23 protein-coding genes and 3 pseudogenes are annotated in these 22190 nt (G+C 70.0%); 16 read left to right on the top strand and 10 right to left on the bottom strand.

What is annotated here, in order from left to right; all coding sequences use genetic code 11:
* Positions 1-51: 51 nt before the first annotated feature.
* Positions 52-1254 (bottom strand): PP2C family protein-serine/threonine phosphatase, encoded by a 1203-nt coding sequence (locus tag ACFYZ8_RS27405; protein ID WP_388533564.1) that lies wholly within the window; start codon positions 1252-1254, stop codon positions 52-54.
* 143 nt (positions 1255-1397) lie between these two features.
* A complete protein-coding gene (locus ACFYZ8_RS27400; protein ID WP_388533567.1) occupies positions 1398-1973 on the bottom strand; it encodes a hypothetical protein in 576 nt (191 codons plus the stop codon).
* Positions 1974-2131: 158 nt separating this feature from the next.
* Between ACFYZ8_RS27400 and ACFYZ8_RS27395 the strand changes: the two genes are divergently transcribed.
* Positions 2132-2701: a DinB family protein gene (locus tag ACFYZ8_RS27395; RefSeq protein WP_388533570.1), complete on the top strand. Its 570-nt coding sequence runs from the start codon at positions 2132-2134 to the stop codon at positions 2699-2701.
* Positions 2698-3630: a GNAT family N-acetyltransferase gene (locus ACFYZ8_RS27390; RefSeq protein ID WP_388533573.1), complete on the top strand. Its 933-nt coding sequence runs from the start codon at positions 2698-2700 to the stop codon at positions 3628-3630. Before ACFYZ8_RS27395 ends, ACFYZ8_RS27390 begins: the two co-directional genes overlap by 4 nt.
* Positions 3631-3692: 62 nt before the next feature.
* Here ACFYZ8_RS27390 and ACFYZ8_RS27385 read toward each other — a convergent pair whose 3' ends face one another.
* Positions 3693-4667, bottom strand: coding sequence for a GlxA family transcriptional regulator (locus tag ACFYZ8_RS27385; RefSeq protein ID WP_388533576.1), 975 nt, complete (start codon positions 4665-4667; stop codon positions 3693-3695).
* A gap of 135 nt (positions 4668-4802) precedes the next feature.
* On the opposite strand from ACFYZ8_RS27385, the gene ACFYZ8_RS27380 reads away from it, so the two are divergent.
* The 5 genes from ACFYZ8_RS27380 (at position 4803) to ACFYZ8_RS27360 (ending at position 8676) form a co-directional block, all read left to right on the top strand.
* Entirely contained in the window at positions 4803-5441 is a 639-nt protein-coding gene (locus ACFYZ8_RS27380; protein WP_388533579.1) for an HD domain-containing protein, read from the top strand.
* Positions 5442-5510: 69 nt separating this feature from the next.
* Complete coding sequence (locus ACFYZ8_RS27375) at positions 5511-6431, top strand: NADP-dependent oxidoreductase (protein ID WP_388533581.1); 921 nt, start codon at positions 5511-5513, stop codon at positions 6429-6431.
* Between the two features lie 169 nt (positions 6432-6600).
* Positions 6601-6939: an STAS domain-containing protein gene (locus ACFYZ8_RS27370; protein WP_359036253.1), complete on the top strand. Its 339-nt coding sequence runs from the start codon at positions 6601-6603 to the stop codon at positions 6937-6939.
* Complete coding sequence (locus tag ACFYZ8_RS27365) at positions 6936-7865, top strand: anti-sigma factor RsbA family regulatory protein (RefSeq protein WP_388533584.1); 930 nt, start codon at positions 6936-6938, stop codon at positions 7863-7865. Before ACFYZ8_RS27370 ends, ACFYZ8_RS27365 begins: the two co-directional genes overlap by 4 nt.
* A 37-nt stretch (positions 7866-7902) precedes the next feature.
* Positions 7903-8676 (top strand): DUF6461 domain-containing protein, encoded by a 774-nt coding sequence (locus ACFYZ8_RS27360; RefSeq protein ID WP_388533587.1) that lies wholly within the window; start codon positions 7903-7905, stop codon positions 8674-8676.
* Positions 8677-8759: 83 nt separating this feature from the next.
* On the opposite strand, the gene ACFYZ8_RS27355 is transcribed toward ACFYZ8_RS27360, so the two are convergent.
* Positions 8760-9140, bottom strand: coding sequence for a VOC family protein (locus ACFYZ8_RS27355; RefSeq protein WP_359036247.1), 381 nt, complete (start codon positions 9138-9140; stop codon positions 8760-8762).
* Positions 9141-9513: 373 nt separating this feature from the next.
* Here ACFYZ8_RS27355 and ACFYZ8_RS27350 point away from each other — a divergent pair, with 373 nt between their 5' ends.
* Complete coding sequence (locus tag ACFYZ8_RS27350) at positions 9514-11781, top strand: M4 family metallopeptidase (protein ID WP_388533590.1); 2268 nt, start codon at positions 9514-9516, stop codon at positions 11779-11781.
* A 125-nt stretch (positions 11782-11906) separates the two neighbouring features.
* On the top strand, positions 11907-12611 hold the full coding sequence (locus ACFYZ8_RS27345) for a hypothetical protein (RefSeq protein WP_388533801.1): 705 nt from the start codon (positions 11907-11909) through the stop codon (positions 12609-12611).
* A 114-nt stretch (positions 12612-12725) separates the two neighbouring features.
* Here ACFYZ8_RS27345 and ACFYZ8_RS27340 read toward each other — a convergent pair.
* Positions 12726-12842, bottom strand: a pseudogene (locus ACFYZ8_RS27340) (cadmium transporter); the annotation flags it as partial.
* A gap of 299 nt (positions 12843-13141) precedes the next feature.
* On the opposite strand from ACFYZ8_RS27340, the pseudogene ACFYZ8_RS27335 reads away from it, so the two are divergent.
* Both ACFYZ8_RS27335 and ACFYZ8_RS27330 read left to right on the top strand, forming a co-directional pair.
* Positions 13142-13579: pseudogene (locus ACFYZ8_RS27335) on the top strand (MFS transporter); the annotation flags it as partial.
* A 240-nt stretch (positions 13580-13819) separates the two neighbouring features.
* Positions 13820-14854, top strand: coding sequence for a winged helix-turn-helix domain-containing protein (locus ACFYZ8_RS27330; protein ID WP_388533593.1), 1035 nt, complete (start codon positions 13820-13822; stop codon positions 14852-14854).
* A 33-nt stretch (positions 14855-14887) separates the two neighbouring features.
* On the opposite strand, the gene ACFYZ8_RS27325 is transcribed toward ACFYZ8_RS27330, so the two are convergent.
* Entirely contained in the window at positions 14888-15688 is an 801-nt protein-coding gene (locus ACFYZ8_RS27325; protein WP_388533595.1) for a phosphotransferase, read from the bottom strand.
* A 20-nt stretch (positions 15689-15708) separates the two neighbouring features.
* Here ACFYZ8_RS27325 and ACFYZ8_RS27320 point away from each other — a divergent pair, with 20 nt between their 5' ends.
* Positions 15709-16047: a DUF6192 family protein gene (locus ACFYZ8_RS27320; RefSeq protein ID WP_389050135.1), complete on the top strand. Its 339-nt coding sequence runs from the start codon at positions 15709-15711 to the stop codon at positions 16045-16047.
* Here ACFYZ8_RS27320 and ACFYZ8_RS27315 read toward each other — a convergent pair.
* From ACFYZ8_RS27315 to ACFYZ8_RS27305, 3 genes are read right to left on the bottom strand one after another with little or no spacing between them, the layout of a single operon-like run.
* On the bottom strand, positions 15942-16160 hold the full coding sequence (locus ACFYZ8_RS27315; RefSeq protein WP_388533598.1) for a hypothetical protein: 219 nt from the start codon (positions 16158-16160) through the stop codon (positions 15942-15944). The two genes, ACFYZ8_RS27320 and ACFYZ8_RS27315, sit on opposite strands and share 106 nt — an antisense overlap.
* Entirely contained in the window at positions 16157-16396 is a 240-nt protein-coding gene (locus ACFYZ8_RS27310; RefSeq protein WP_388533600.1) for a hypothetical protein, read from the bottom strand. Before ACFYZ8_RS27310 ends, ACFYZ8_RS27315 begins: the two co-directional genes overlap by 4 nt.
* 43 nt (positions 16397-16439) lie before the next feature.
* Positions 16440-17024, bottom strand: coding sequence for a TetR/AcrR family transcriptional regulator (locus ACFYZ8_RS27305; RefSeq protein ID WP_388533603.1), 585 nt, complete (start codon positions 17022-17024; stop codon positions 16440-16442).
* Positions 17025-17109: 85 nt separating this feature from the next.
* On the opposite strand from ACFYZ8_RS27305, the gene ACFYZ8_RS27300 reads away from it, so the two are divergent.
* The 4 genes and pseudogenes from ACFYZ8_RS27300 to ACFYZ8_RS27285 all read left to right on the top strand — a co-directional run bounded on the left by ACFYZ8_RS27300 (position 17110) and on the right by ACFYZ8_RS27285 (position 19831).
* A complete protein-coding gene (locus ACFYZ8_RS27300) occupies positions 17110-18009 on the top strand; it encodes an alpha/beta fold hydrolase (protein WP_388533606.1) in 900 nt (299 codons plus the stop codon).
* A 264-nt stretch (positions 18010-18273) separates the two neighbouring features.
* A pseudogene (locus ACFYZ8_RS27295) lies at positions 18274-18597 on the top strand (YbhB/YbcL family Raf kinase inhibitor-like protein); the annotation flags it as partial.
* A gap of 87 nt (positions 18598-18684) precedes the next feature.
* Entirely contained in the window at positions 18685-19071 is a 387-nt protein-coding gene (locus ACFYZ8_RS27290) for a winged helix-turn-helix transcriptional regulator (RefSeq protein WP_388533608.1), read from the top strand.
* A gap of 556 nt (positions 19072-19627) precedes the next feature.
* Positions 19628-19831 carry a cold-shock protein gene (locus ACFYZ8_RS27285; protein WP_007379522.1) on the top strand — a complete coding sequence of 68 codons (204 nt, stop codon included), beginning with the start codon at positions 19628-19630 and terminating at the stop codon, positions 19829-19831.
* Between the two features lie 179 nt (positions 19832-20010).
* Here the strand turns inward: ACFYZ8_RS27285 and ACFYZ8_RS27280 are convergent, their stop codons facing one another.
* Positions 20011-22131: a SpoIIE family protein phosphatase gene (locus ACFYZ8_RS27280; RefSeq protein WP_388533611.1), complete on the bottom strand. Its 2121-nt coding sequence runs from the start codon at positions 22129-22131 to the stop codon at positions 20011-20013.
* Positions 22132-22190: the final 59 nt, after the last annotated feature.

The following is a 22190-nucleotide window of genomic DNA, read 5'->3' as shown; positions in this document are numbered from 1 at the left end:
ACCCCTCGGCCGCGCCCCCTCTCGCCGACCTCGGTCAGACGCCGATCTCGGTCAGACGCCGCCCCCGGCACGTGCCGGGCCGCCGGTCCGAGGGCCGTGCCAGTCCAGGCACAGGACGGTGGCGTCGTCGAGCACCCGACCGTTGCAGGCATCGGAGACCGCCTCGACCAGGGTGCGCACGACCTCGCGCGGATGGTGGGCAGCGGTATCGCGCAGGAGCCCGGGAAGGTCCACCTTCTCGGCCTGACGTTCCTGCATGCCGTCGGTGTACAGCACGAGCCGGTCCCCGGGGTCCAGATCGATGTCCTGCACCCGGTACGCGCCCTGGCCGACGACACCGAAGGGCAGGTTCACGGCCAGCGGCAACTCGGCGACCGTGCCCTCGCGCATCCGAAGGGGCCACGGGTGACCGGCGTTGACGAGCTGCGCACCGGTGCCGTCCAGGGAGACACGCAGCAGCTGACCGGTGGCGAAGGTCCGCCGGCCGTGGTCGAGAAGGGCATGGTGGGTCCGGCGGGCCTGTTCGGCGAGGTCGACCCCGGCACGCCGGGCACCGCGGGAGGCGTTGACCAGGAGAGTGGCCATGAGAGCCGCGTCGACGTCATGGCCCATGGCGTCGGTGACCGACAGATGCAGGGTGTGCTGGTCCAGCGAGTAGTCGTAGGTGTCGCCGGCGATGTCGGCGGCCGGCACGAGCGCGCCCGCCAAGGTGAACTCGCGGGCCTCGAAGGACGGGGCCGAGGGCAGGAGCTGGCGCTGGATCTCCGCGGCGAGGCTGACCGAGGTGGTGCGGTTGCCCCAGTGGTAGAGGTCGGTGAACCGGCGGTCGGTGACGACGATGTACGCCAGCGCGTGCGCCGCCTCCTCCACCTGCTCCAGTACGTCCTTGTCGGCGGCCCGGGCAAGGAACAGCTCCAGGACGCCGATGGTGTCACCCCGGTTCGTGACCGGCGCGAGCACGCACTGGCCCTGCTCGCCCTTCGAGGTCTGCACCACGTTCTGGGTGCGCAGGACCTCGCTGTACGGGCTGTCGCCGGTGAGAGGGATCTGCTCGTCCTGGCGTTCCTGCGGCGCGGTCGCCGCCTCGCTGACCCGCAGCAGGCGCTGCCCCACGATGTCGATGAACAGGAGGGACACGTGCCGGGCACCGAACCGGTCGCGCAGATTGCGCGCCACGACATCGAGGGAGCTCAGCGGCGCGGCATCCTCAGCCGCCGCCAGCACCTCAGCCAGTCCGATCCGATCGCTCGCCACGTCATCCTCCCTGGGTCACGTTTCCGCTTTCCCGCCGAGGCGACGGACACATCATCGCTGTGACGGACGCCTCTTGCGGGGCCGTCCCCCTGCGGGGAAGGCGGCGGTGCCAGGAGGTCCGGTGGCCGTGTGGTGCCTACGGCTCATACGGGTGCGCTGCTGCCGCCCGGAGGCCGACGGAGCCGGTGCAGACAGACGACCGAGGCGATGGCGGTCCGCCGCTCCGGCACATCGAGGCCAGGGGCGGTCTCGACGAGGTACTGCTCCAGCCCGATCCACATGTCGACGGTGCTCACCGTGACCCGGCCGAGAACCTCCGACGCCGGATTCCGATGCGGATCGGTCTCCGTGAGCTGCCACTCGATGGACAGATGGCCCCGCCGCGTGAGGAGGAGCCGTCGACCCCGCTCCGTGTCGAGGGTCAACTGCCAGGTCTTGATGAACCCCCGGGCGGCGGCGCTTCCGATCTCCCGGCCCGCGGCGTCGGTGAAGCGGAACTCCGCCCGCCCGAACTGCTCGATACGGACGAGGCACTCGCCGGACTCCGCCGTGAGGAGAAAGTGCGTGTCGTCGCCCTGGGTGACCTGGGTGACCTGGGCGAGCAGGGCCCCGTCCACGGTCGACACGGCCAGCACGGGACCCACGTATCTGCGCCAGTGAGAACGCTTCGGCTGCCCCACGACGACGGCTTCCAACCCGAACAGACCCGCGTCCGCCACCGGTCTTCCTTCCCCCACCACGGCTTCCCCCCTCGACCGAGTACGTCCACTGTGACCGACAGCCTGTCCGATTCCCATGCTTCGGAGGCATGAGGCATGAGGCATGAGGCATGAGGCATGAGGCATGAGGCATGAGGCGTGATCGGTAGGGTGCCGAAATGACAAGAAGTGAGCGGCTGGCGGAGCAGTTGGACTGGCACTGGCGCACGAACCTGCGGCCGCGGCTGGAGGGTCTCACCGATGAGGAGTACTTCTGGGAGCCGGTGCGCGGTTGCTGGAGTCTCCGCCCGCGTGCCACGTCGGCCGCACCGATGCCGGAGGGCTCGGAGGGATGGACGATGGACTCCGCGTCCCCGGACGCGGTGCCGGTGCCGGCGCCGGTGACCACGATTGCCTGGCGGCTGGCGCACATCATCGTCTCGTGCCTGGGCTACCGGGTCGGGTGGTACTTCGGCGGCCCGGACGTCGACTCCCGGACCTTCGCCTACGCGGGGACCGCTGACGAGGCGCTGAAGCAGCTCGATGAGATGTACGGGCGATGGAACGAGGGGGTCCGCGCGCTCTCGGACGCCGAGCTGGAGAATCCTCCCCGGGTGGGACCCGAGCGGTATCCCATGGAGAACAGGGTCCTGCACGTGAACAGGGAGCTGATCCACCACGGCGCCGAGATCTCCCTGCTGCGCGACCTCTACCGCCGCCAGGACGTTCGTCCGGGGAGCGCCCCGTGACGTTCCAGGACCAGGCGGGCTTGCCAGAGCTCATGCCACTGCTGCCGCCGGGATACCGGGCGCGGCCGGTCACCGCTGACGACACCGGTGACATACATCGCTTGGTCGCGGCCTGCGAGCGTGAGCTGTTCGGACGGGCCCGGACGGATCTCGGCCGCATCGCCGCGGACCTCGCACGACCTGGCCTGATCCCGGAGTCGGACACCAAACTGATCCATGACCGGCGAGGGCAGCTGGTGGCCCGGGCCTGGGTGAATCGCCGCTGTGAGGTGGACGTCCACCCCGAGCAGCGGGGCCGAGGTCTGGGCGGCGCACTCCTGGCCTGGGCCGAAGCCCGGGCCAGGCAGGCGGGTGGTCCGCGCATCGTCCAGACCGTCCCGGACGCCGACACGGACGCTGTCGCGCTGCTGCGGTCGCGCGCGTACGAGCCGACGGCGACCGAGTGGCTGCTGGAGTTCCCCATGCCGGGCGAGCCGGTCGTTCCGGAGCCACCCGCGGGCATCACGGTTCGATCGTTCCGGGCCGGAGACGAGCACGACGCACACCAGCTCGTCGAGGACGCCTTCGACGAATGGCAGCAGCGGCGCAAGAGCTACCAGGAATGGGCCCGGCACACCGTCGAACGCCCCGCCTTCGCACCCGTGATGTCGGCGCTGGCCTTCGCCGACGGGCAACTGGTGGGCGCAGTGCTCTCGTTGAACCTCCCGGACACCGACGACGGCTGGATCGAGCAGGTCGCCGTGCGCCGCGACCACCGCAACCGGGGCATCGCCCGACTCCTGCTCCTCCACGCGTTCCGCGCCCACCATCAGCACGGGCGGCGGACCTGCACCCTGGGGACCCACTCCGACACCGGCGCGTTGAACCTGTATCTGCGGGCCGGGATGACGGTCCGGCACAGCTCCACGGTCTTCCGCAAAGACCTGTGAGACGGGGTGCCGCCGACGTCCCGGGACAACGGCATGCGGCGGCCACCGCTCGGGTGAGTCCACTACCCCGCCTGTTCGCGCCGGGCGGTGGCGAACCGGCGCTGGTAGGCCGCGGGGCTGATGGACAACTCCCGTACGAAGACGCGGCGCAGGCTCTCGTAACTCGGGAAGCCCGCCATGGACGCCGTCTGCGTGGCGGTGTACCCCTGGTCCAGCAGTGACTTCGCGATGTCGAAGCGGATCGACTCGACGTACCGGGCCGGTGTGGTGCCCAGCTCCTCGCGGAACAGTCTGGTGAGGTGACGCGTACTGACGTTGAGCCGGCCCGCCAGTTCGGCCAGGGAGTAGGGGCCGGACGGGTCCGCCGTGACCAGGTCGACGATCCTGCGCAGCGCGGGCGACCGAGGCGGTGGACCTTGCAGGGGCGCGGAGAACTGCGACTGCCCGCCCGCCCTGTGCAGATAGACCACCAGCGAGCGGGCCACCTGCCGGCTGATGTCGGGGCCGTGGTCCTCCTCGACCAGAGCGAGGGCGAGGTCGATGCCCGCGGTGACGCCCGCGGACGTGTACACAGTGCCGTCGCGTACATAGATGGCGTCGGGCTCGACGTGCGCCTTCGGATGCCGGGCGGCGAGTTCGCCGGTGATCTTCCAGTGGGTGGTCGCCCGTCGGCCGTCCAGAAGGCCCGTCGCGCCGAGGACGAAGGCACCGGAGCACACGGAGGCGACACGGCCGGCACGGTCCGCCAGACCCCTGGCGGCTTCGGCGAGGTCGCGCGTGACGGGGGTCCTGGGATACACGTCTCCGCCGGGAATCAGGAACGTGTCGGGGTCCGGCTGCGTGGCGGTGCTGCCGTCCACGGCGATCCGCATGCCGATCGAGGACGTGACCTCGGTGCCGGTCGTCGACACCAGGGCGATCCGGTAGTCGGCGCCGAGCAGGTTCGCCTCGCCGAACACCTCGGCGGGACCGGCGACGTCCAGCAGCTTGACGCCGTCGTAGACCAGGATCGCCACCCGGTGCGGGGCGGGGGTCACGGGCCCACCCTGGGATGACCGGATTCGAGGGGTTCATGGCCGGACCGAGGCGGCGCCGAGGGCGGTGCGGTGGGCACCGTGGACATCGGACACACGGTCCCCTCGTAGCGCATCACACCGGAAAGCAGGGACGTCATGACGGACATCATCGCAGGGGTGGGGATTCCCGATACCCCTGCTGTCGCGGAGGCCACGGAGTTTCTCCGGGAGAGGACGAATGCCCTGCTCTTCCACCACTCCCGGCGGGTATTCCTCTTCGGTTCCCTGCATGCGCGGGCCAGGGATCTCCGGCCCGATCCCGAGTTGCTCCACATCTCGGCGATGTTCCATGACGTGGGCCTTTTGATCCCGTTCTCCGAGTCGGAGCAGCGTTTCGAACTGGACGGCGCCGACCACGCGCGGACGTTCCTGCTCGACCATGGGTTTTCCGGGAGCGCCGCCGAGGTGGCCTGGAGGGCGATCGCCCTGCATACGACACCCGGGGTTCCAGGCCGCATGGAGCCCGAGGTCGCCGCCACGCACTACGGCGTGCTGACCGACGCGGTCGGCTGGGGGATGGACGGGCTGGAAGGCGACCGGATGGACGAGATCGTCGCCGTTCATCCGCGCGGTGATTTCAAGCAGGAATTCCTCCAGACATTCGTCGACGGCCTGGAAAACCGCCCGGACACCACCTACGGGACGGTCAACGCGGATATCCTCGAACACTTCGTTCCGGGTTTTCGCCGTACGTCCATGGTGGACCGCGTCCTCGACGCTCCCTGGCCGCGCTGACCGGGCACCGTTCGGGACGTGTCCGTGTCCCGCATTTCTCACCCCCGCATACACAAGAAAGGACCGCTCATGCGAGCCATCACTGTCCGGGATCGTGAGGCCGGACTCACGGGGCTGACCCTGGAGGACGTGCCCCACCCGCATGCCGCCGAGAACGACGTCATCGTCCGGGTGCACGCCGCCGGCTTCACCCGAGGCGAGCTGGACTGGCCCGCGACCTGGACCGACCGTGCCGGCCGCGACCGTACGCCGAGCGTGCCCGGTCACGAGGTCTCCGGGGTGGTGACGGAACTCGGCTACGGAACCACCGGCCTCACCGTCGGCCAGCGGGTCTTCGGACCGACCGACTGGAGCCGCGACGGCTCGCTCGCCGAGTACGTCGCCGTGGAAGCCCGCAACCTCGCCCCGCTCCCCGCCGACGTCGACCACACGGTGGCCGCCGCACTGCCCATCTCCGGACTGACCGCCTGGCAGGGCCTGTTCGACCACGCCCGGCTCACCACCGGCCAGACGGTCCTGATCCACGGTGCCGCCGGCGGCGTCGGCTCGATCGCCGTCCAGCTCGCTCACGAAGCGGGGGCCCGCGTGATCGGCACGGGGCGCTCCGCCGACCGGGACACCGTCCTCGGTCTGGGTGCGCACGCGTTCCTCGACCTGGAGGCCGACCGGTGGGAGGACACGGGTCAGGTCGATGTCGTGTTCGACGTGATCGGCGGCGACATCCTCGACCGCTCGGCCGCCCTCGTGCGCTCAGGCGGCACCCTCGTCAGCGTCGCCCATCAGCCCACCGTCCGCCCCGACGGCGGACAGGCCCTGTTCTTCGTGGTGGAACCCGACCGCACCCGCCTCGCCGACCTCGCCCGGCGTCTGCGGGACGGCCGACTGCGGGTGCGCGTCGGTGCCGTGCGGCCGCTCGCCGAAGCAGCCGCCGCCTTCACCTCCCGAGAGCGCGTCCCCGGCCGCACGGTCATTCGTGTCGCCGAGGACTGAAGACACCTCTGCTCCCCTTACGCGGGTCCGATTGCGCCGGCGGTCCAGAGGCGGGGCGGGAGGCCGATCTGCCACCAGGTCGCCCCTGCACTCCGCGGGTAGGTGATACTGGGACGTCAGACAGCAGGCAACCAGGGGTGACGGCGTGGACAGTTCAAGGGAGGCGGACGTGCCGTCGGCATCGTCGGCCCCGCCGACGGGCGCCCTGCGCGTCCTCCCGCTGACGGACCGGCCAGGTTGGCAGGCGGCCGGTGAGGTCAGTCTGCTCACGCGCCAGGCCTGGGAAAAGACGCTGTACCACCTTGCTCTGAGCGACGAAGAGACGTGCCACTTGGAACTTTCCGCGGTCACTTTCGTCGACGTCGCCGGCGTTTCCGCCCTGGCGATGACCGCCCAGGGCCTTTCGCAGGGGCGACGCATCGTGCTCGAAGAACCGCCTGCCACTCTGCAGCGCGTTCTGGATCTGTTCTGGCCGGACCTGCTCGCTGTCGAGGTGATGGGGCGATGACGGCAACGATCACCGAACCCTTCGTGCATCCCGCCCTGTTCTACCGAGGCGAGGACGAATACCTGCACGGCACGGTGCCTTTCGTCCGCGACGGCCTCAAGGCCGGGGAGCCGGTGGCGGTGGCCGTGCCCGGACCGAACCTCGCCGCCCTCAAGGGGGCCCTGGGCGAGGACGCCGCGCAGGTGACCTTCCACGACATGACCGAGGCGGGACGCAACCCCGGCCGGATCATCCCGAGAGTGCTGCGCGCCTTCGCGGACGCCCATCGCGGGACGCGGGTACGGATCATCGGCGAGCCCATCTGGGCCGGCCGCAGCGCCCTGGAGTACCCGGCATGCGTCCAGCACGAGGCACTGATCAACCCGGCATTCGAAGGCCGGGAAGTCACCATTCTGTGTCCCTACGACGCCGACCGCCTCGACGAACAGGTGCTCACCGACGCGTACGCGACCCATCCACTGATCATCTCCGGCGGCACGGAACAGCCCAGCACCGACTACGCCCCCGAGCATGTCGTCGCACGCTACAACCAGCCCCTTGAGCAGCCGGAGGCGGCCGAGGAACTCGTCTTCCAGGCCGACCAGTTGCCGAGCGCCCGGCACTTCGCGGTCGAACAGGCCGCGCGGTTCAGTCTTTCCGGCATCCGCCTGGAGGACGTGGCCCTCATCGCGGCCGAGCTGACCACCAACAGCGTGGTGCATGGCGGGGGTTCCGGCATCCTGCGGGTCTGGACCGATGACGGCCAGGTGGTGTGCGAGGTGCGCGACCACGGACACCTGAACGATCCACTCGCCGGCCGGCGCCCACCGGCCCAGAACAAGCCCGGCGGCCGCGGCCTGCTGCTCGTGCACTCACTCGCCGACCTCGTACGCATCCACACCAGCCCTGAAGGAACAGCTGTTCGCTGCTACATCAGCCAGCACTGACCGGCCGTTGTCAGAGGCGTCAGGCACACTGCGCCGTATGAACTCGGTGACCGCGCACGACTACGCCTGGATCCGCACCTCGCCGCTCTTCCGCCATGCGATGGAGAGCGGATACACCCTGACACTGATACAGGGGCGGACCCCGCGCGAGGTGTTGCGCGCGATGGAGACGGAACCGCGCGGCACCGGGGAGGGGACGGCCGGGCTGATCGAGGCGGACGACGCTCACCGCGCCGAGGTGGGCGACGACTGCTGGGACGAGTCCTACATCGCGGGCGCCTTCAGTACTCCGGGCGAGAACGGCGAGTGGACCCTCGTCCTCGGCTTCGACGGGGGCCTGGGGATCGTGGGCGGGTGCATGGAGAGGCTGTCGCGGGGCGGCCGGGTCGTGTCGCACTCGACCAACGGCGGCAAGCCCATGCACTTCTTCCACTGGTTCGAGGACGGTGAGCTTCGTACGACGTTCGAGGACCCCTCCTCGCGCGACGGCGGCACGCCCGATGAACTGGTCCCCCTGCTGCGGGAAGTCGGCGTCCCCCTGACCCCCGAGGGAGAGCACGACGAGAGCGCCCCGGACGTCGACCGCAAGGCGGCGGTCCTCGCCCTGACCGAGAGACTCACCGGCATACGCGTCACGGAAACCATCCTCCAGGACGCGACGTACGAACTGGGACTCGTCCCCGAACAGCCCGCCGAGGAGTGGACCGGCGTGGTCGTCGACATCACCGACGCCCACGGGGAGCGCCTGTACAGGGAATGGAGCTACGAGGAGATCGCGACGGCGTCGGACCGCGCACGGGCGGGTGAGTAGCGAGCGGGCGCGTGGAGGGTGCCCCTGCGGGAGTTCCCTGGCGGGATGTCGCGCCGGACCGATCGCGGCACCCCGCTACACCGTTACGGCCAGACGGTCGCCCCTGCCCGGAAGACCTCGGGATCGCTTTCCACGGGCAGTACGCAGACCAACTGTCCACCAGGAACTCGTAGCACCCGGCATTCCTGCCACCGTGAAATCTGCTCCGCTCCCAGGGCGACAAGGCGCGAGGTCTCCGCTTCTACGTCGTCGGTCTCGATGTCCAAGTGCATACGAGGGGCGTCGTCGACCGCTTGAACGGCAGTGATCAGTCCCGGCAGAGCCTGATGCAGGGTGGTGAACTGGGGCGCGGGCGGAAACGGTTCGGCAGTGACGCCGAGAGCCGCTGACCAGAAGTCCGCCGCCTGGGCAGCCTCAGCTTCGGGTGTGTCGATGATGACGGCGTAAACACGACTTCTGTGCACTTACGGTGACCTTCCCTCAGACATGGCGGAATCATCGTATGCACGCGCGAGTCTCGTGACCTGCCCGGCGTCGGGTCGGGCGCTCGCCCCGCGAGGCCGAAAACCGCTGCCGCATGTGCCAATTTGCCCCACCGGCAAGGTCAATTCAGGCCGTTGACTTGATGCCTGCATGACAAAATCGGGCTCGCAGTGCGACTCTTCTCCGGACGTTCACAGGTTCTTGACAGGTCCACCATGCGGCTCAGCCGCACGTCCATCACCCCCCACCTCCTTCCACCCGCATGCCGTGCAGCGCTCCGGACCGGCGTTCCCCGCCGATCCGTCTCGTCCACGGCCCCCCCACGGGTCGGCCGTCGTACCGAAGGAGAAGTCCTTGTCCCTGCGACAGAACGCCCTTCTGGGTCGCAGACATGTCACCGCCCTCGCACTGTCGGCCGTGGGCTCGCTGCTCGCCCTGGCCGCACCGGGCCCGGCCACCGCGGCACCGGCGCACCCGGCACCCACGAAGATCGCCGCCACGCCTCGGGCCGGCGCCGTCCAGACCTCGCTGACCCCCGCCCACCGCGCTGCGCTGCTCAAGAGCGCCCGGTCCGCGGCGGCCGGTACCGCGCAGCGCATCGGCCTCGGCGCCAAGGAGAAGCTCGTCGTCAAGGACGTCATCACGGACGCCGACGGCACCACGCACACCCGTTACGAGCGCACCTACGCCGGATTGCCCGTCCTGGGCGGCGATCTGGTCGTCCACGACAAGGGCGGCCGCACCAGCGTCACCAAGGCCAACCCGGCACCCCTCTCGCTGCGTTCGCTCAGCCCGCGGACCACGGCGGCCGGCGCCGCCGACAGGGCCCTCGCCGCCTCGAAGCAGGAGAAGGTCCGAGGCGCCGAGGTGGAGAACGCCTCCCGTCTGGTCGTCTGGGCCGGAACCGGCAAACCCGTGCTGGCCTGGGAGACCGTCGTCGAAGGCGTCCAGAAGGACGGCACGCCCAGTGAGCTCCAGGTCGTCACCGACGCCGCCACCGGCAAGGAACTCCTGTCTGCCGAGAAGGTGCACACCGGTTCCGGCACCGGCCAGTACGTGGGCACGGTCCCGCTGGGTACCACCCCGTCCGGATCGACGTATCAGCTCGTCGACCCGGATCGCGCCGGGCACCGGACGTACGACCTCAACCAGGGCACCTCGGGCACCGGCACCCTGTTCACGGACGACAACGATGTCTGGGGCGACGGTCTGCCGTCCAACCGCCAGACCGCCGGTGTCGACGTGGCCTTCGGCGCGGCGGCCACCTGGGACTTCTACAAGGAGGCCTACGGCCGCAACGGCATCCGCAACGACGGTGTCGCCGCCTACAGCCGTGCTCACTACGGCAGCAACTACGTCAACGCCTTCTGGCAGGACTCCTGCTTCTGCATGACGTACGGCGACGGCTCGGGCAACACCCACCCCCTGACGGCGCTCGACGTGGCCGCCCACGAGATGAGCCACGGCGTCACCGCCGCCACCGCGGGCCTGGTCTACTCGGGCGAGTCCGGCGGCCTGAACGAGGCGACCTCCGACATCTTCGCGGCGGCCGTCGAGTTCCACGAGAACCTCGCGGCCGACCCCGGTGACTACCTCGTCGGCGAGAAGATCGACATCAACGGCGACGGCACCCCGCTGCGTTACATGGACAAGCCCTCCAAGGACGGCTCCTCCCGCGACAGTTGGAGCTCCACCCTCGGAAACGTCGACGTCCATTACTCCTCCGGGCCGGCGAACCACTTCTTCTACCTGCTCTCCGAGGGCAGCGGCGCCAAGACCGTCAACGGCGTCTCCTACGACAGCCCGACCTACGACGGTCGCGCCGTGACCGGCATAGGCATCGAGAACGCGGCAGCGATCTGGTACCGGGCGCTGACGACGTACATGACCTCGACGACCAACTACGCGGGCGCCCGCAGCGCCACCCTGGCGGCCGCCGGCGACCTGTTCGGCACCTACAGCCCCACCTACCTCGCCGTCGCCGACGCCTGGGCCGCGATCAACGTCGGCAACCGCATCGCCCTCGGCGTCAACCTCGCACCGGTGTCGGACCAGATCAGCGGCGTGAACCAGGTCGTCAGTCTCCAACTGGACGCCTACACCACCAACTCTGGAGCCCCGCTGACCTACGAGGCCACCGGCCTCCCCGACGGCCTGACCATCAGCCCGAGCGGTCTGATCAGCGGCACCCCGAGCACGCTCGGCAGCAGCGATGTCACGATCAAGGTGACCGACAGCACGGGAGCGACCGCCTCGGTCGCCTTCAAGTGGCAGATCGCCTACGTCTACGCCAACGCCTCCCGCGTGGACATCCCCGACAACGGGGCCGCCGTGGAGTCCCCGGTGACCATCACGGGCCGTGACGGCAACGCCTCCGCGACCACCCAGGTCTACGTCAACATCGTCCACACCTACCGAGGCGACCTGACCGTCGACCTCGTCGGCCCCGACGGCACCGTCTACTCCCTGCTCAACCGCAGCGGGGGCTCCGCCGACAACGTCGACCAGACCTTCACCGTCGACGCCTCCGGGCAACCGCTCAACGGCACATGGAAGCTGCGCGTACAGGACCGGGCGTCCATCGACGTCGGGTACATCGCCCGCTGGCAGCTGACGCCCTGACACCCTGACGTGGCGACATCGGCCACCCGCCGCCCCGGTCCTCCGGGACCGGGGCGGCGGGTGGCCGGAAGGTAAGAGGACCGGCACCGTCCCTTACCGGCCGGCGGTATCGTCCTGGCGTGTCCATGCCTCCAGCGCCCCAGCCGTCCTACGCCTGGGGCGTACCGCCCATGATCCTTCCGCCCCCGCCGCCTCCGAAGAAGAGCCGGGCCGGCCTGGTGGTCGGGATCGTCGCCGGGGTGTTCGTGGCCGTGCTGGCGATCCTGCTCACGGTTGTGCTGATCGCAGTGAGGGCCGAAAGCGGTTTTCCCGAGGCCGACTTCGCCCTTTTTCTGCCTCGGACACTGCTCGACGACCGGTACGAGCTCACCAAGGACCTCTCCGACACCGTGGGCCGCAGGATGGAGAAGGGTGCGAGCGGCATCTGGGACGCCAAGGTCACTCACGCCGTCGTGGGGCGCTACAGCCTGGGCGGCGATCCCGGCAAGGGCGCACTGGTGGTCACCGGTTTCTACGGCCGCTTCAAGCACGCGGACAAGACCCGTGCCACCGCGCTGAGGGGCGACAGCGAGGCCGAGGGCGTCACGGTCACCGTACCGCCGAGAGACGTCACGCCGGAGGGGTCGACCGTCAGGATCGGCTGCGAGGTGCTCACTCGGAAGCAGGCCGACACGACGATCACCTATCCGGTGTGTGCCTGGGCGGACGGCAACACCGCGGCCCTGGTGGCCGAGATGACCTTCGGTGGCGCGAGCGCCGACCTGGACCTGAAGGCGGCCGCGAGGACGACGCTCCGGGTCCGGTCGGAGACCCTGAAGCCGATCAGGTGACACCCTGCCGGAGGGCGGGGATCGAACAGGGCTCGTGCGCACGTCGTACCACAGGCCGAAGGCGCCGCCTTCGACGAGGATGAGCAGCCCGATGGTGACGAGGACCAGGGGCAGCAGGACGTGGCCCCAGCGGGCGAGCGCCTCGGCGATGACGGGACGGGTGGCGAAGAACCTGCCGGCGAAGCACCACACGGCCACCAGCACGAGGAACACCGCGGCGTACACGCTCATCCCGCCGATGCCCGCGGTGGCGAAGACGGGCACGTAGACGCCGGCCACGGCCAGGATGCCGTGAAGCCCAGCCGCAGCCGCCGTGAGGACGAACAACGGGCCGGCGTCCTTGCCGTGGCGGCTGAGCTTGGCCGCACCGAGGCCGGACTCGCGCAGCGTCCACTTCACCAGCTCCCCCACAGTCCAGCACCGCGAGCGGCCCGTGCGGGAAGCGCGGGTCGACGGCGGGCTTGGCGGCCCTCCTCCCGGCCGAGCGGCGCGACGCGGTCGCCGGGCGGGCAGCGTGATGGGGGCCGCGGCGGCGGCCGGTGGACCTCACCGGATGCCTGCTGGCCGGGGCACCGAGGTTCCTGATCCTCTTTTTCTGCGCCCCGCTGGGGGTGGTACCGGCCGTCTTCGCAATCAGCGGGTTCGGTGCCGGCTTCGTCACCCCGGTGCTGGGGTCCGTCCTCGTCGAGCGGGTGTCGAGCCGGATGCTGGGCCGGGTCAACGCCCCCGGTGACTCGCTGGCCTGGGCCGGCATCCCTCTCGGCGGGCTGCTCGCCGGGGCGGCGGTGACCGCTGTCGGACTCGTGCCGGTGCTGCTCACCGCCGGTGCCGCGTACTTCCTCACCACGAATCTGGCTGGACTGCGGCCGCAATGGCGCGAGATGGACCGTACGCGTACGCGTAGGCGGGGCGCCGTGAAGCCGCACACCAAGGAAGACGCCTCACGAGACGGTGCGAACGCAGCGACACGACGCTCACGGAAGAGAGGTCCCCATCACGGTCACCCTCGCCCCCACAGTCCCCCACCTGACCTGCGTGGCGCAGGCGCTGCCGGACGGCCGCGGCTTCCCCCCTGTGACATCACGACCGCCCGGCACGACTCAGATTGCCCCGCCCGCAACCCAAGCCGCGACCTGATTCGGCCTGGACCGAACAACGACAAAGCGGAAGGATCATCAAACGCTGTGCATCGCCCTGTCGGGGGGACCATGGTCTTTCGCATTCACTTCACGGCTGAGGACTTGGCGCGCACACGGGTGGCCGAAGCGCCCATGCCGCTTGTGGAACTGAAGCAGGCTGCCCGGGCCTTGCAGGACCGTAGACAACCGGCCCGGCTGAGCGGCTGGCGTCGGCACTCCTTGGCAAAGCTGTCCGCTCCCGCACGCCTGGCACTGGACTTCATTCCGGCCGTGGGCTGGTCGCCGACGTTCATCGGCGCGCCGCAGGCCGGCTCACCGGAGGAGCTCATCGAGCAGGTACGCGCGACACCGACTCCTCGGATCCAGACGGCACTGGATACGATCCTTCCGCAGAACAAGGACATGAGAGTCCCGGCATTGACGCGTCGCCTCACCGATCCCGTGTTCCTCGGTGATCTCTGCGATGGTCTCGGCGACCTGTTCGAGACCCTCCTCGCCCCGTACTGGTCAGAGATCATCGACGCCTTCACCGCAGACCGGTCGGTGCGGATGCGGCAGGTCCTGCACGGCGGTGTGGAGTACCTGCTGAGCCAGGCCAACCCGCAACACATGCGCTGGGACGCCCCCGTGCTGGAGATCGCCACGCCCGGGGACAACAACGAGTACAACCTCCCCCTGGAGGGCCGAGGTCTCCTGCTCGTGCCCTCGACCATGCCCACGACACCGGCCATCCACTACGACGCCGAGCCCCAGCCAGCCGTCATCTACCCAGCCGGCCACGGCCACCCTCTGCGCCTGCTGACCGCCTTCACTCCCAAGGAAGCGCGCACCACAGGAGCCCCGGCCGTTGCCGCGCTCCTCGGACATACCCGGGCGACTGTACTGACGCTCGTCGCCGAGCACCCGGGTTGCTCAACGAGGGAGCTCGCGGCCTTCGCCGGGCTGGCCCCCTCCAGCGCCAGCGAACACGCCACAGTCCTGCGGGAAGCCGGGCTGATCACCACCACCCGGTTCCGCAACGCAGCACTGCACAGCCCCACTCGGCTGGGCATCGATCTCCTGAACCACGCGCCAGGCAGGTCACTTGGGCGTCTTGAGCAGTAGCGGGGTGAGTTTGTCCTCGAACGTCCGAGCCGGTCAGTCCAGCAGGGCAGCCGTGAACGTCTTGCGGCGGTCCACCAGCCAGGTCTGCATGCGGTCCCAGCGTCCCCATCCACCGCGCTCAGCCAACGCCTGGAGATAGGCGGGGTCTCCGCCGGCCACGCGGCGGGCGACGAAGGCCCGGCAGACCTCCGTGGCCTGCTCGATGACGCCGGGCAACTCGGCGCGGTCTCCCACCGCGAGGCCGTAGCCGTCGGCAAGAATCCGCAGCCGTGCGGCCGCGTCCAGCCCGCTGGGATGGAGAGCGGCCGCGGACTCGGGATCAAGCATGGGCACCCAATAGCGGGCGGCCATGGCGATGTCCCAGAGGGCACGCCCGGGGGCCGCCAAGTCGAAATCGATCAGCGCCGCGGCACGACCGTCGTGGAAGACGACGTTCTCCGGGCACACATCGTTGTGGCACAACATCCCTCCCCCCTCCGGGTCGGCCAGGTCCGGGGGCCACTCGGCACGGGTGTCGACCGCGACGGCCGCGCTGCTCTCATGCAGACGCCGCAGCAGGCTCCCCACCGATTCGAGAGCGGAACTCGTCATCGCCCAGTTGGGGAACGGCGGCAGAGCCACGTCGCCAGGGATGAAAGTCAGCTGCTCACGGCCATCCGCGGTGAGACCGACAGGGGTCGGCGCCGCGTCGAAGCCGTGCTCCTTCAGTGCAAGGAGATAGGCATGCAGGGCGCGCGCGTTGCGCGGTGCCGGTCGCTCCACCAACTTCCCCCGGCGGAAGACCGCCCCCGCGTTCACCATTCCGCCGACCAGCGCCTCGTCTTCAGCCGTCATGAAAATCACGCTATCGCCAGATCGACCCGCGCGGGCCGAGGCTGTACTCGACGTGGATCAACCCGGTCGCTCCGGCCGTCCGTCACCTCGACCGGACGGTGAAGTTCCTGGACCTGTCACCGTCCGCCACTCGTTCGTGGTCCCGGCCGGCCGGCAGCACCGTCCCCGGCCTGCGCGATCGCACCCTGGGCGACGACGAGCGCACGATGGTGCACGAGAATGTCGCCCGCGTGAGGGCAGGGGCGATGCGTTCTCAAGCTGTGAGTCCGAGCGGGGCGGTTGCGGGCTGGGTGCGTGACCACGGGGTGCGGTGCCGGTGCGCACTCGCGAGGCGTCCTCGCAGGCTGGTGACCGCGTAGACGGTCTTCGTCTGGACCTTGCCGGTCCTGCGGTGGGTGTGGCGGCGCTTGATCTCCATGGCCTGGACAGCCTGCGGGAAGAGCAGGCCGGGCTGGACGGTGCAGACCTTCAAGCGGCGGACCTCGCGGCGGCGGTGCCCGGCCCCGGTGGTGCGCCGGCGGTGATGAGGTGCTCGGCGTGGGTGCGTTGGGTGTGCGTCGCGTCGGCGGTGACGACGACGCCGCGCAGGTCGAGCCGGTCCAGCGGCGGGGCGAAGGCGGGGGTCTCGTTGCTCTTCGCGGCGACTTGACGCTGGGCGATCACGGTCTGGCAGCCGTGCAGCGCGGCACCGATCAGGGACGATGGCACGCGAACGCGACCCCTTTCCTGATCAAAGGTTCGAGAACCTTGATCACCGGCGCAGCGCCCGCGCGAGCGCGTCGACAGTCACGCCGACGATCGCCCGGAGTTGCTCCGGGCTCGACCCGGCCCTGCCCATCACCGCGAGAGACTGGTTCACGGCCGCTACGTGTACGGCGAAGTCCTCGGCGTTCTCGTCGGACATTCCGCCGGCCTTCAGCGCGGTGCGCAGGCGCGGGCGCTGCAGGCCGAACAACTCTTTGACACGCTCCGCGACGCTTGGGCTCAGCGCCGGACTCGCCATGACCGACTGGGCCATCAGGCATCCGTCGGGCACGGCGGGGTCGGCGATGCGCCCCAGGGTGACATCGAAGAACGCACGGACGGCGGCGACGGGGTCCTCGGCCGCGCACGAGAGGGCGGCGTCGAACTTGTCCCCGTAGCGCGTGGCGTAGCGATCCAGGCAGCGAAGGAAGAGCGCGTCCTTGTCGCCGAGCGAGGAGTAGATCGAGCTGCGGTTCAGGCCGGTCGCCCGGGACAGGTCGTCGAGCGAGGTGTCGGCGTAGCCGGAGCGCCAGAACTGGATCATCGCGGCGTCGAGCACCGTGTCCATGTCGAACTGCTTCTTGCCTGCCATGCAGCCCATCCTCCCATCTTGAACCGATCAGTTCAAGACGTGCTAGCGTCACATCACGGTCCACCCGCCTTGATGGAGGATTCCCATGACCAACCCCGTCCCCGCCCTGCCCCTGCATGACCTGGCCGGATTCACGCACCGCTGGGTCGACGCCGAAGGCGTCCGCCTGCACGCCGTCGAAGGCGGTCGGCCGGACGGGCCGGCCGTCGTCCTGCTCACCGGGTTCCCGCAGACGTGGTGGGCCTGGCGAAAGGTCATGCCCGCTCTCGCCGACCGGTTCCGGGTCATGGCGATCGACCGGCCGGGCCAAGGCAATTCCGAGCATCCGGAGCTCAGCTACGACACGCACACGGTCGCCGCGCACATCCAGGCCGCTGTGAACGCTCTCGGCGTGCGGGACTACTGGCTCGCCGGGCACGACATCGGCGCCTGGGTCGCCTTCTCCCTCGCCCTGAACTACGAGAGCCGACTGCACGGGGTCGCGCTGCTCGACGCGGGAATTCCCGGTATCACCATGCCGGAAGCGATCCCTCTCGACCCGGCTCTGGCGTTCAAGACCTGGCACTTCGCGTTCCACGTGGTGCCCGGTCTTCCCGAGACGCTGATAGCCGGCCGCGAGCGGGAGTACATCAGCTGGTTCCTGAAGACCAAGTCCCTCGCGCCCGACGCGTTCGAGGAAGCAGAGCTCGACCACTACGGCGCGGCCCTGGCCGTCGATGGCGGCCTGCGCGCCGGCCTCGCCTACTACCGGGATGCCGCCGAGTCCGCGCGCAAGAACCACGCGGCGCTCGAGCAACGGCGACTGACCGCGCCCGTCCTCGGAATCTCCAGCAGCCACGGCTCGATCCCGGACATGGCGGCCTCCATCAGCCCGTGGGCCGAGAACGTGACCGGCGTCATCGTGCCCGACGCCGGTCACTACATCCCCGAGGAGCAGCCCGAGGCCGTCGCCATCGCTCTCACCGACTTCTTCAGCGGCCGTTAGTGCTCCAGCAGGAGGGCGATCCTCATTGCCGGCGGGGCCCGTCAGTTACGGGCCCAGCCCGCGAGCCCACGGCGTGCCGTGAACCGCCCGTCGCCCCGCTTGAGCAGCCAGCCCAGGGCGGCGAGCTTGGTCATCTTCGCCCGCAAAGGTTCCAGCTCGCCGTGTACCGAGGCGTCCAGCCCCGGCCCGGCCCCAGCCGCTCGCCGACCGCCCTGACCTGCACCGGGCCGCTGCCAACGACCCTTTCGCCCGCCTGTCCGACGCGGCGTGCCCGGCGACAAGGACGTCTCCCCGTAACTGTCCTGGAGCGGAGCCCCCGAGGGCACCAAGAGCTACGCCGTCACGGTGGACGACCCCGACGCTCCCACCGGTTCCGGCTTCTGGCACTGGGCGGTGGCCGACATCCCGGCGAGCGTGAGTGAACGGCCCGAGGGAACTGGCGACGGCGCCGGCTCGGGTCTGCCCGAGGGCGCCTTCCAGCAGCCCAAGGACGGCGCGGAGCGGCCCCGCCCTCCGGGCTTCAACATCGCCAGCCTCATCCTCGGCCGCGCGGTCCTCACGGTCACCGCCGGGATACCAGCGGCCTGAAGGTCCACTCTCTTGTGGTTACTGGGAAACTGCAGGAGAGTGAAGGCTGACCTCGACGAACGCGCTTTTCGGTGACCGGAGAACCTGATGGCGACCAAGCAGCTGCTCAACGACCTGCCCGCGGACGCTGATCTGAGGCGTGCCGATTCGCTGGCGCGGGAGATCTTCTCCGACGTCGCCAACAAGTGGGCGCTCCTCATCATCGAAGCCCTCGGCGAGCGCACCCTGCGCTTCAGCGAGTTGCGCGACGAGGTCGAGGGCATCAGCCACAAGATGCTCACCCAGAACCTGCGCATGCTCGAGCGCAACGGCCTGGCCGACCGGAAGGTGCACCCCACCGTGCCACCACGCGTCGAGTACACCCTCACCGAGCCGGGCCGGGCCCTGCGCATCACGGTCGACGCGATCTGCGGCTGGACCCACCAGTACCTGGGTCACATCGAGGGCGCGCGTGGCCGTTTCGACGCCGACTGACACGGTGCGGCGGGCGCGGCCCAGCGAGGGGGTATGGCCGGCATCGTCGGGCCCGGAGCAGACCGACAGTGAGGGCACCACCCGAATGCACGGGAAGATCACGGCACAGGCTGGTCTCCCTTGGACTGGGCGAACAACGGCCCCCACCCCACAACTGTCGCCCTCCTCACCACGACGGGTGCCACCAACGGGCGAACGACGTAGCTCCGCATCGTCTCCCTCGGCGGCCGTGAGACGGTGTCGCCACCGATCGTGTCGGGTACGACGTCGGAGTCGCGGATCGCCGGTCGTTCTCGGTCACGCCGCCGGGCGCGAGGCGGCCCTGCCCTGCCATCAGCCCGACTCGGCGACATGCCGAACTCCGGTCCTGGCGCGTTTTCGCTAGCGGCTGCCGTCCTGCCGGTATAGCGTTGTGATCAGCAGTCGTGGTTCCGAAGTTCTGTTCGCCCGTGATCGCCATCACGGGCGTTCCTGCGTTTCAGCGCCTCTCCGGACCAGGGCGATCACCTCCCGGGCACGCACGGTGCGTGCCCGGTTTCCCTCGAAGGAGACGGCCATGGCCAAGGGCACTGTCAAGTGGTTCAACAGCGAGAAGGGCTTCGGCTTCATCGAGCAGGAGGGCGGCGGCCCCGACGTCTTCGCCCACTACTCGAACATCGCGGCCCAGGGATTCCGCGAGCTGCAGGAGGGCCAGAAGGTCGAGTTCGACGTCACCCAGGGTCAGAAGGGCCCGCAGGCGGAGAACATTCGCCCCGCCTGATCGCAAGGTCCTGATGATGCCCGGCGTTCCTTCCGAGGAGCGCCGGGCATCAGTCGTGGTGGACGTCAGGACGCACCCGCAGCCCGGATTCGTCACGTCACCGCCATGAACGAGGTCGTACGCCAGGCATCTGACCGGCGCACCGCGGTGGTGTGCAGTGAAGCGGTGTTGGCGGAGTCTCAGGACGCCTCACGCCCACGCTGAGCGAACGGTCTCGCGCAGGTGATGAGCAGGGCGACGTCGTCGTGGTCGTCCGGGTGTCTGAGTTCGGCGAGGAGGCGGTCGCAGGTTTCCTCCAGAGGGGACGCCGGTGCGCCCAGGAGGTGGAGGAGGCTGTCGAGGCGTTCGTCGATGGAGTGCTCACGGGTTTCGACCAGGCCGTCGGTGTAGAGCACCAGCTGGTCGCCGACGCCGAAGGTGAGGGTGGTCGTTTCGAACGGGACGCCGCCGACACCGAGTGGGGCGCCAGTGGGCAGGTCGAGGAGTCGGGGCTGTGCGCCTTGGGGGACGAGGACGGGGGGCAGGTGGCCCGCGTTGGCGATGCGGCACTCGCGGCGGTGGGGATCGTAGACCGCGTACACACAGGTGGCGATGTACTGATCGAGGCCGGCGGTGATCGAGTCGAGTTGCTCGAGGACTTGGGCGGGGCCGAGGTTGAGACCGGCGAAGGCGGTCGTCGCGGTGCGCAGCCGTCCCATGGCGGCGGCGGCCTCGATGCCGCTGCCCATGACGTCGCCCACCACGAGGGCCGTTCTGTCGTCGCTGAGCGGCAGGACGTCGTACCAGTCGCCGCCGATCTCGTAGGCGGCCTGGGCGGGCCGGTAGCGGGACGCGACCTGGAGACCGGGCAGGTCAGGCGGGGTGTGCGGGAGCAGGCTGCGCTGGAGGGTCTCGGCCGCGTTGCGCATGTGCTGGTGCGCGCGGGCGTTGTCGATGCACACCGCGGCACGGGAGGCCAGCTCGGCGGCGATGGCCAGGTCGTCCTCGTCGAAGGGGCGCGGGTCCCGGGCGCGGGTCAGCCCCAGAAAGCCGAGGGTGCTGCCGCGGGCGGTGAGCGGGACGGCCAGGTAGGAGTGCACGCCGGCGCGGGCCAGCAGCAGGGCCGCGTGCTCGTCGCGGGCGATGTGCGACAGGTCGCGTCCGTCGGTGTGGGGGACCAGGATGGGCCGGCCGGTGCGCACGCATCGGGTCGCCAGGCGGTCGGGGTCGTACGAGGTGATGCGGCCGGGCTGGTCCGCGGCCGTCACGGCGTCGGTGGGGTAGGCGGCCTTGACGGCGAGCGCGCGGAAGAGGGCGGGGCCGTCGGCGGTGGCGGGGCGGTGCTCGTCGAGGACGGAGTCGAGCACGTCTACGGCGGCCACGTCGGCGAACTCGGGGACGAAGACGTCCGCCAGTTCCCAGGCCGTCTGGTCGGCCTCCAGGGTGGTGCCGATGCGGGCGGCCCCATCGGCGATCAGCGCCAGGCGACGGCGGGTCTCGGTGGCCTCCCGGGCCGACCGGTAGCGGTCGGTGACGTCCACGACCAGCTCGGTCACCCCGAGAACCTGCCCCCTGGTGTCCTCCAGCCGGTACACCGAGATCGACCAGGCGTGCTGCTCCGGGCCGGCGCGGGTGCGGCCCACTATGGGGGACCGGTCGACCAGCGGCACACCGGTGCGCAGGACCTGCCGCATCGCGGCTTCGACCTCCTCGGACTCCTCGAACTCCGCGGCGCTCATGACCGCGCGGTAGGGGCGGCCGAGGTGCTCTTCCTGGGACATGCCGTGGATGCGTTCGAGCGCGGGGTTGACGGTCACGTACGTCAGGTCGGTGTCGAGGATCGCGATGCCGATGGGGGACTGGGAGACCAGCCGGGTGGACAGCGCGAGGTCCCGCTCCACCTGGCGCAGCCTGGGTGAGTCGGTGCCGAGGCCGAGGGCGTAGAAGTCGCCGCGGTCGTCCAGGAGCCGCATGTTGCGCAGCTCCACCAGCCGTGTGGCGCCGTCCTTGCAGCGGATGGGGAACGTGCCGCCCCAGCTCTTCCCGCTCTCCATGACCTCGGCGAACTTTTTGATCACCCAGTCCCACTGTTCCGCGTGGACCAGCAGCTGTGCGGCGTACTGGCCCAGCGCCTCCTGGGAGCTGTAGCCGAACAGCTCCTCGGCCTGCGGACTCCACAGCACGACCCGCCCCTCGGCGTCCAGCAGCACCGCGGCCACACCGAGGAGGTCCAGCAGCCCGCTCGGCTGTGGTGGCCGCACGTCGGGACGAAGGGCGCCTGCCCGGCCCTGGTCCTCGGAGGACCGATCGGCTTCGTCCATCGCCGGTACTCCTTCCGCCGGGCCGCGAGCACAGGGAGTGCGTCGGCCTCGGGGCGCCT

Source organism: Streptomyces sp. NPDC001668, from assembly GCF_042893155.1.
In the GTDB taxonomy this organism is placed as follows: domain Bacteria; phylum Actinomycetota; class Actinomycetes; order Streptomycetales; family Streptomycetaceae; genus Streptomyces.
The sequence above is the reverse complement of the archived record's forward strand: the minus strand, read 5'-3'. Positions and strand labels throughout refer to the sequence as shown.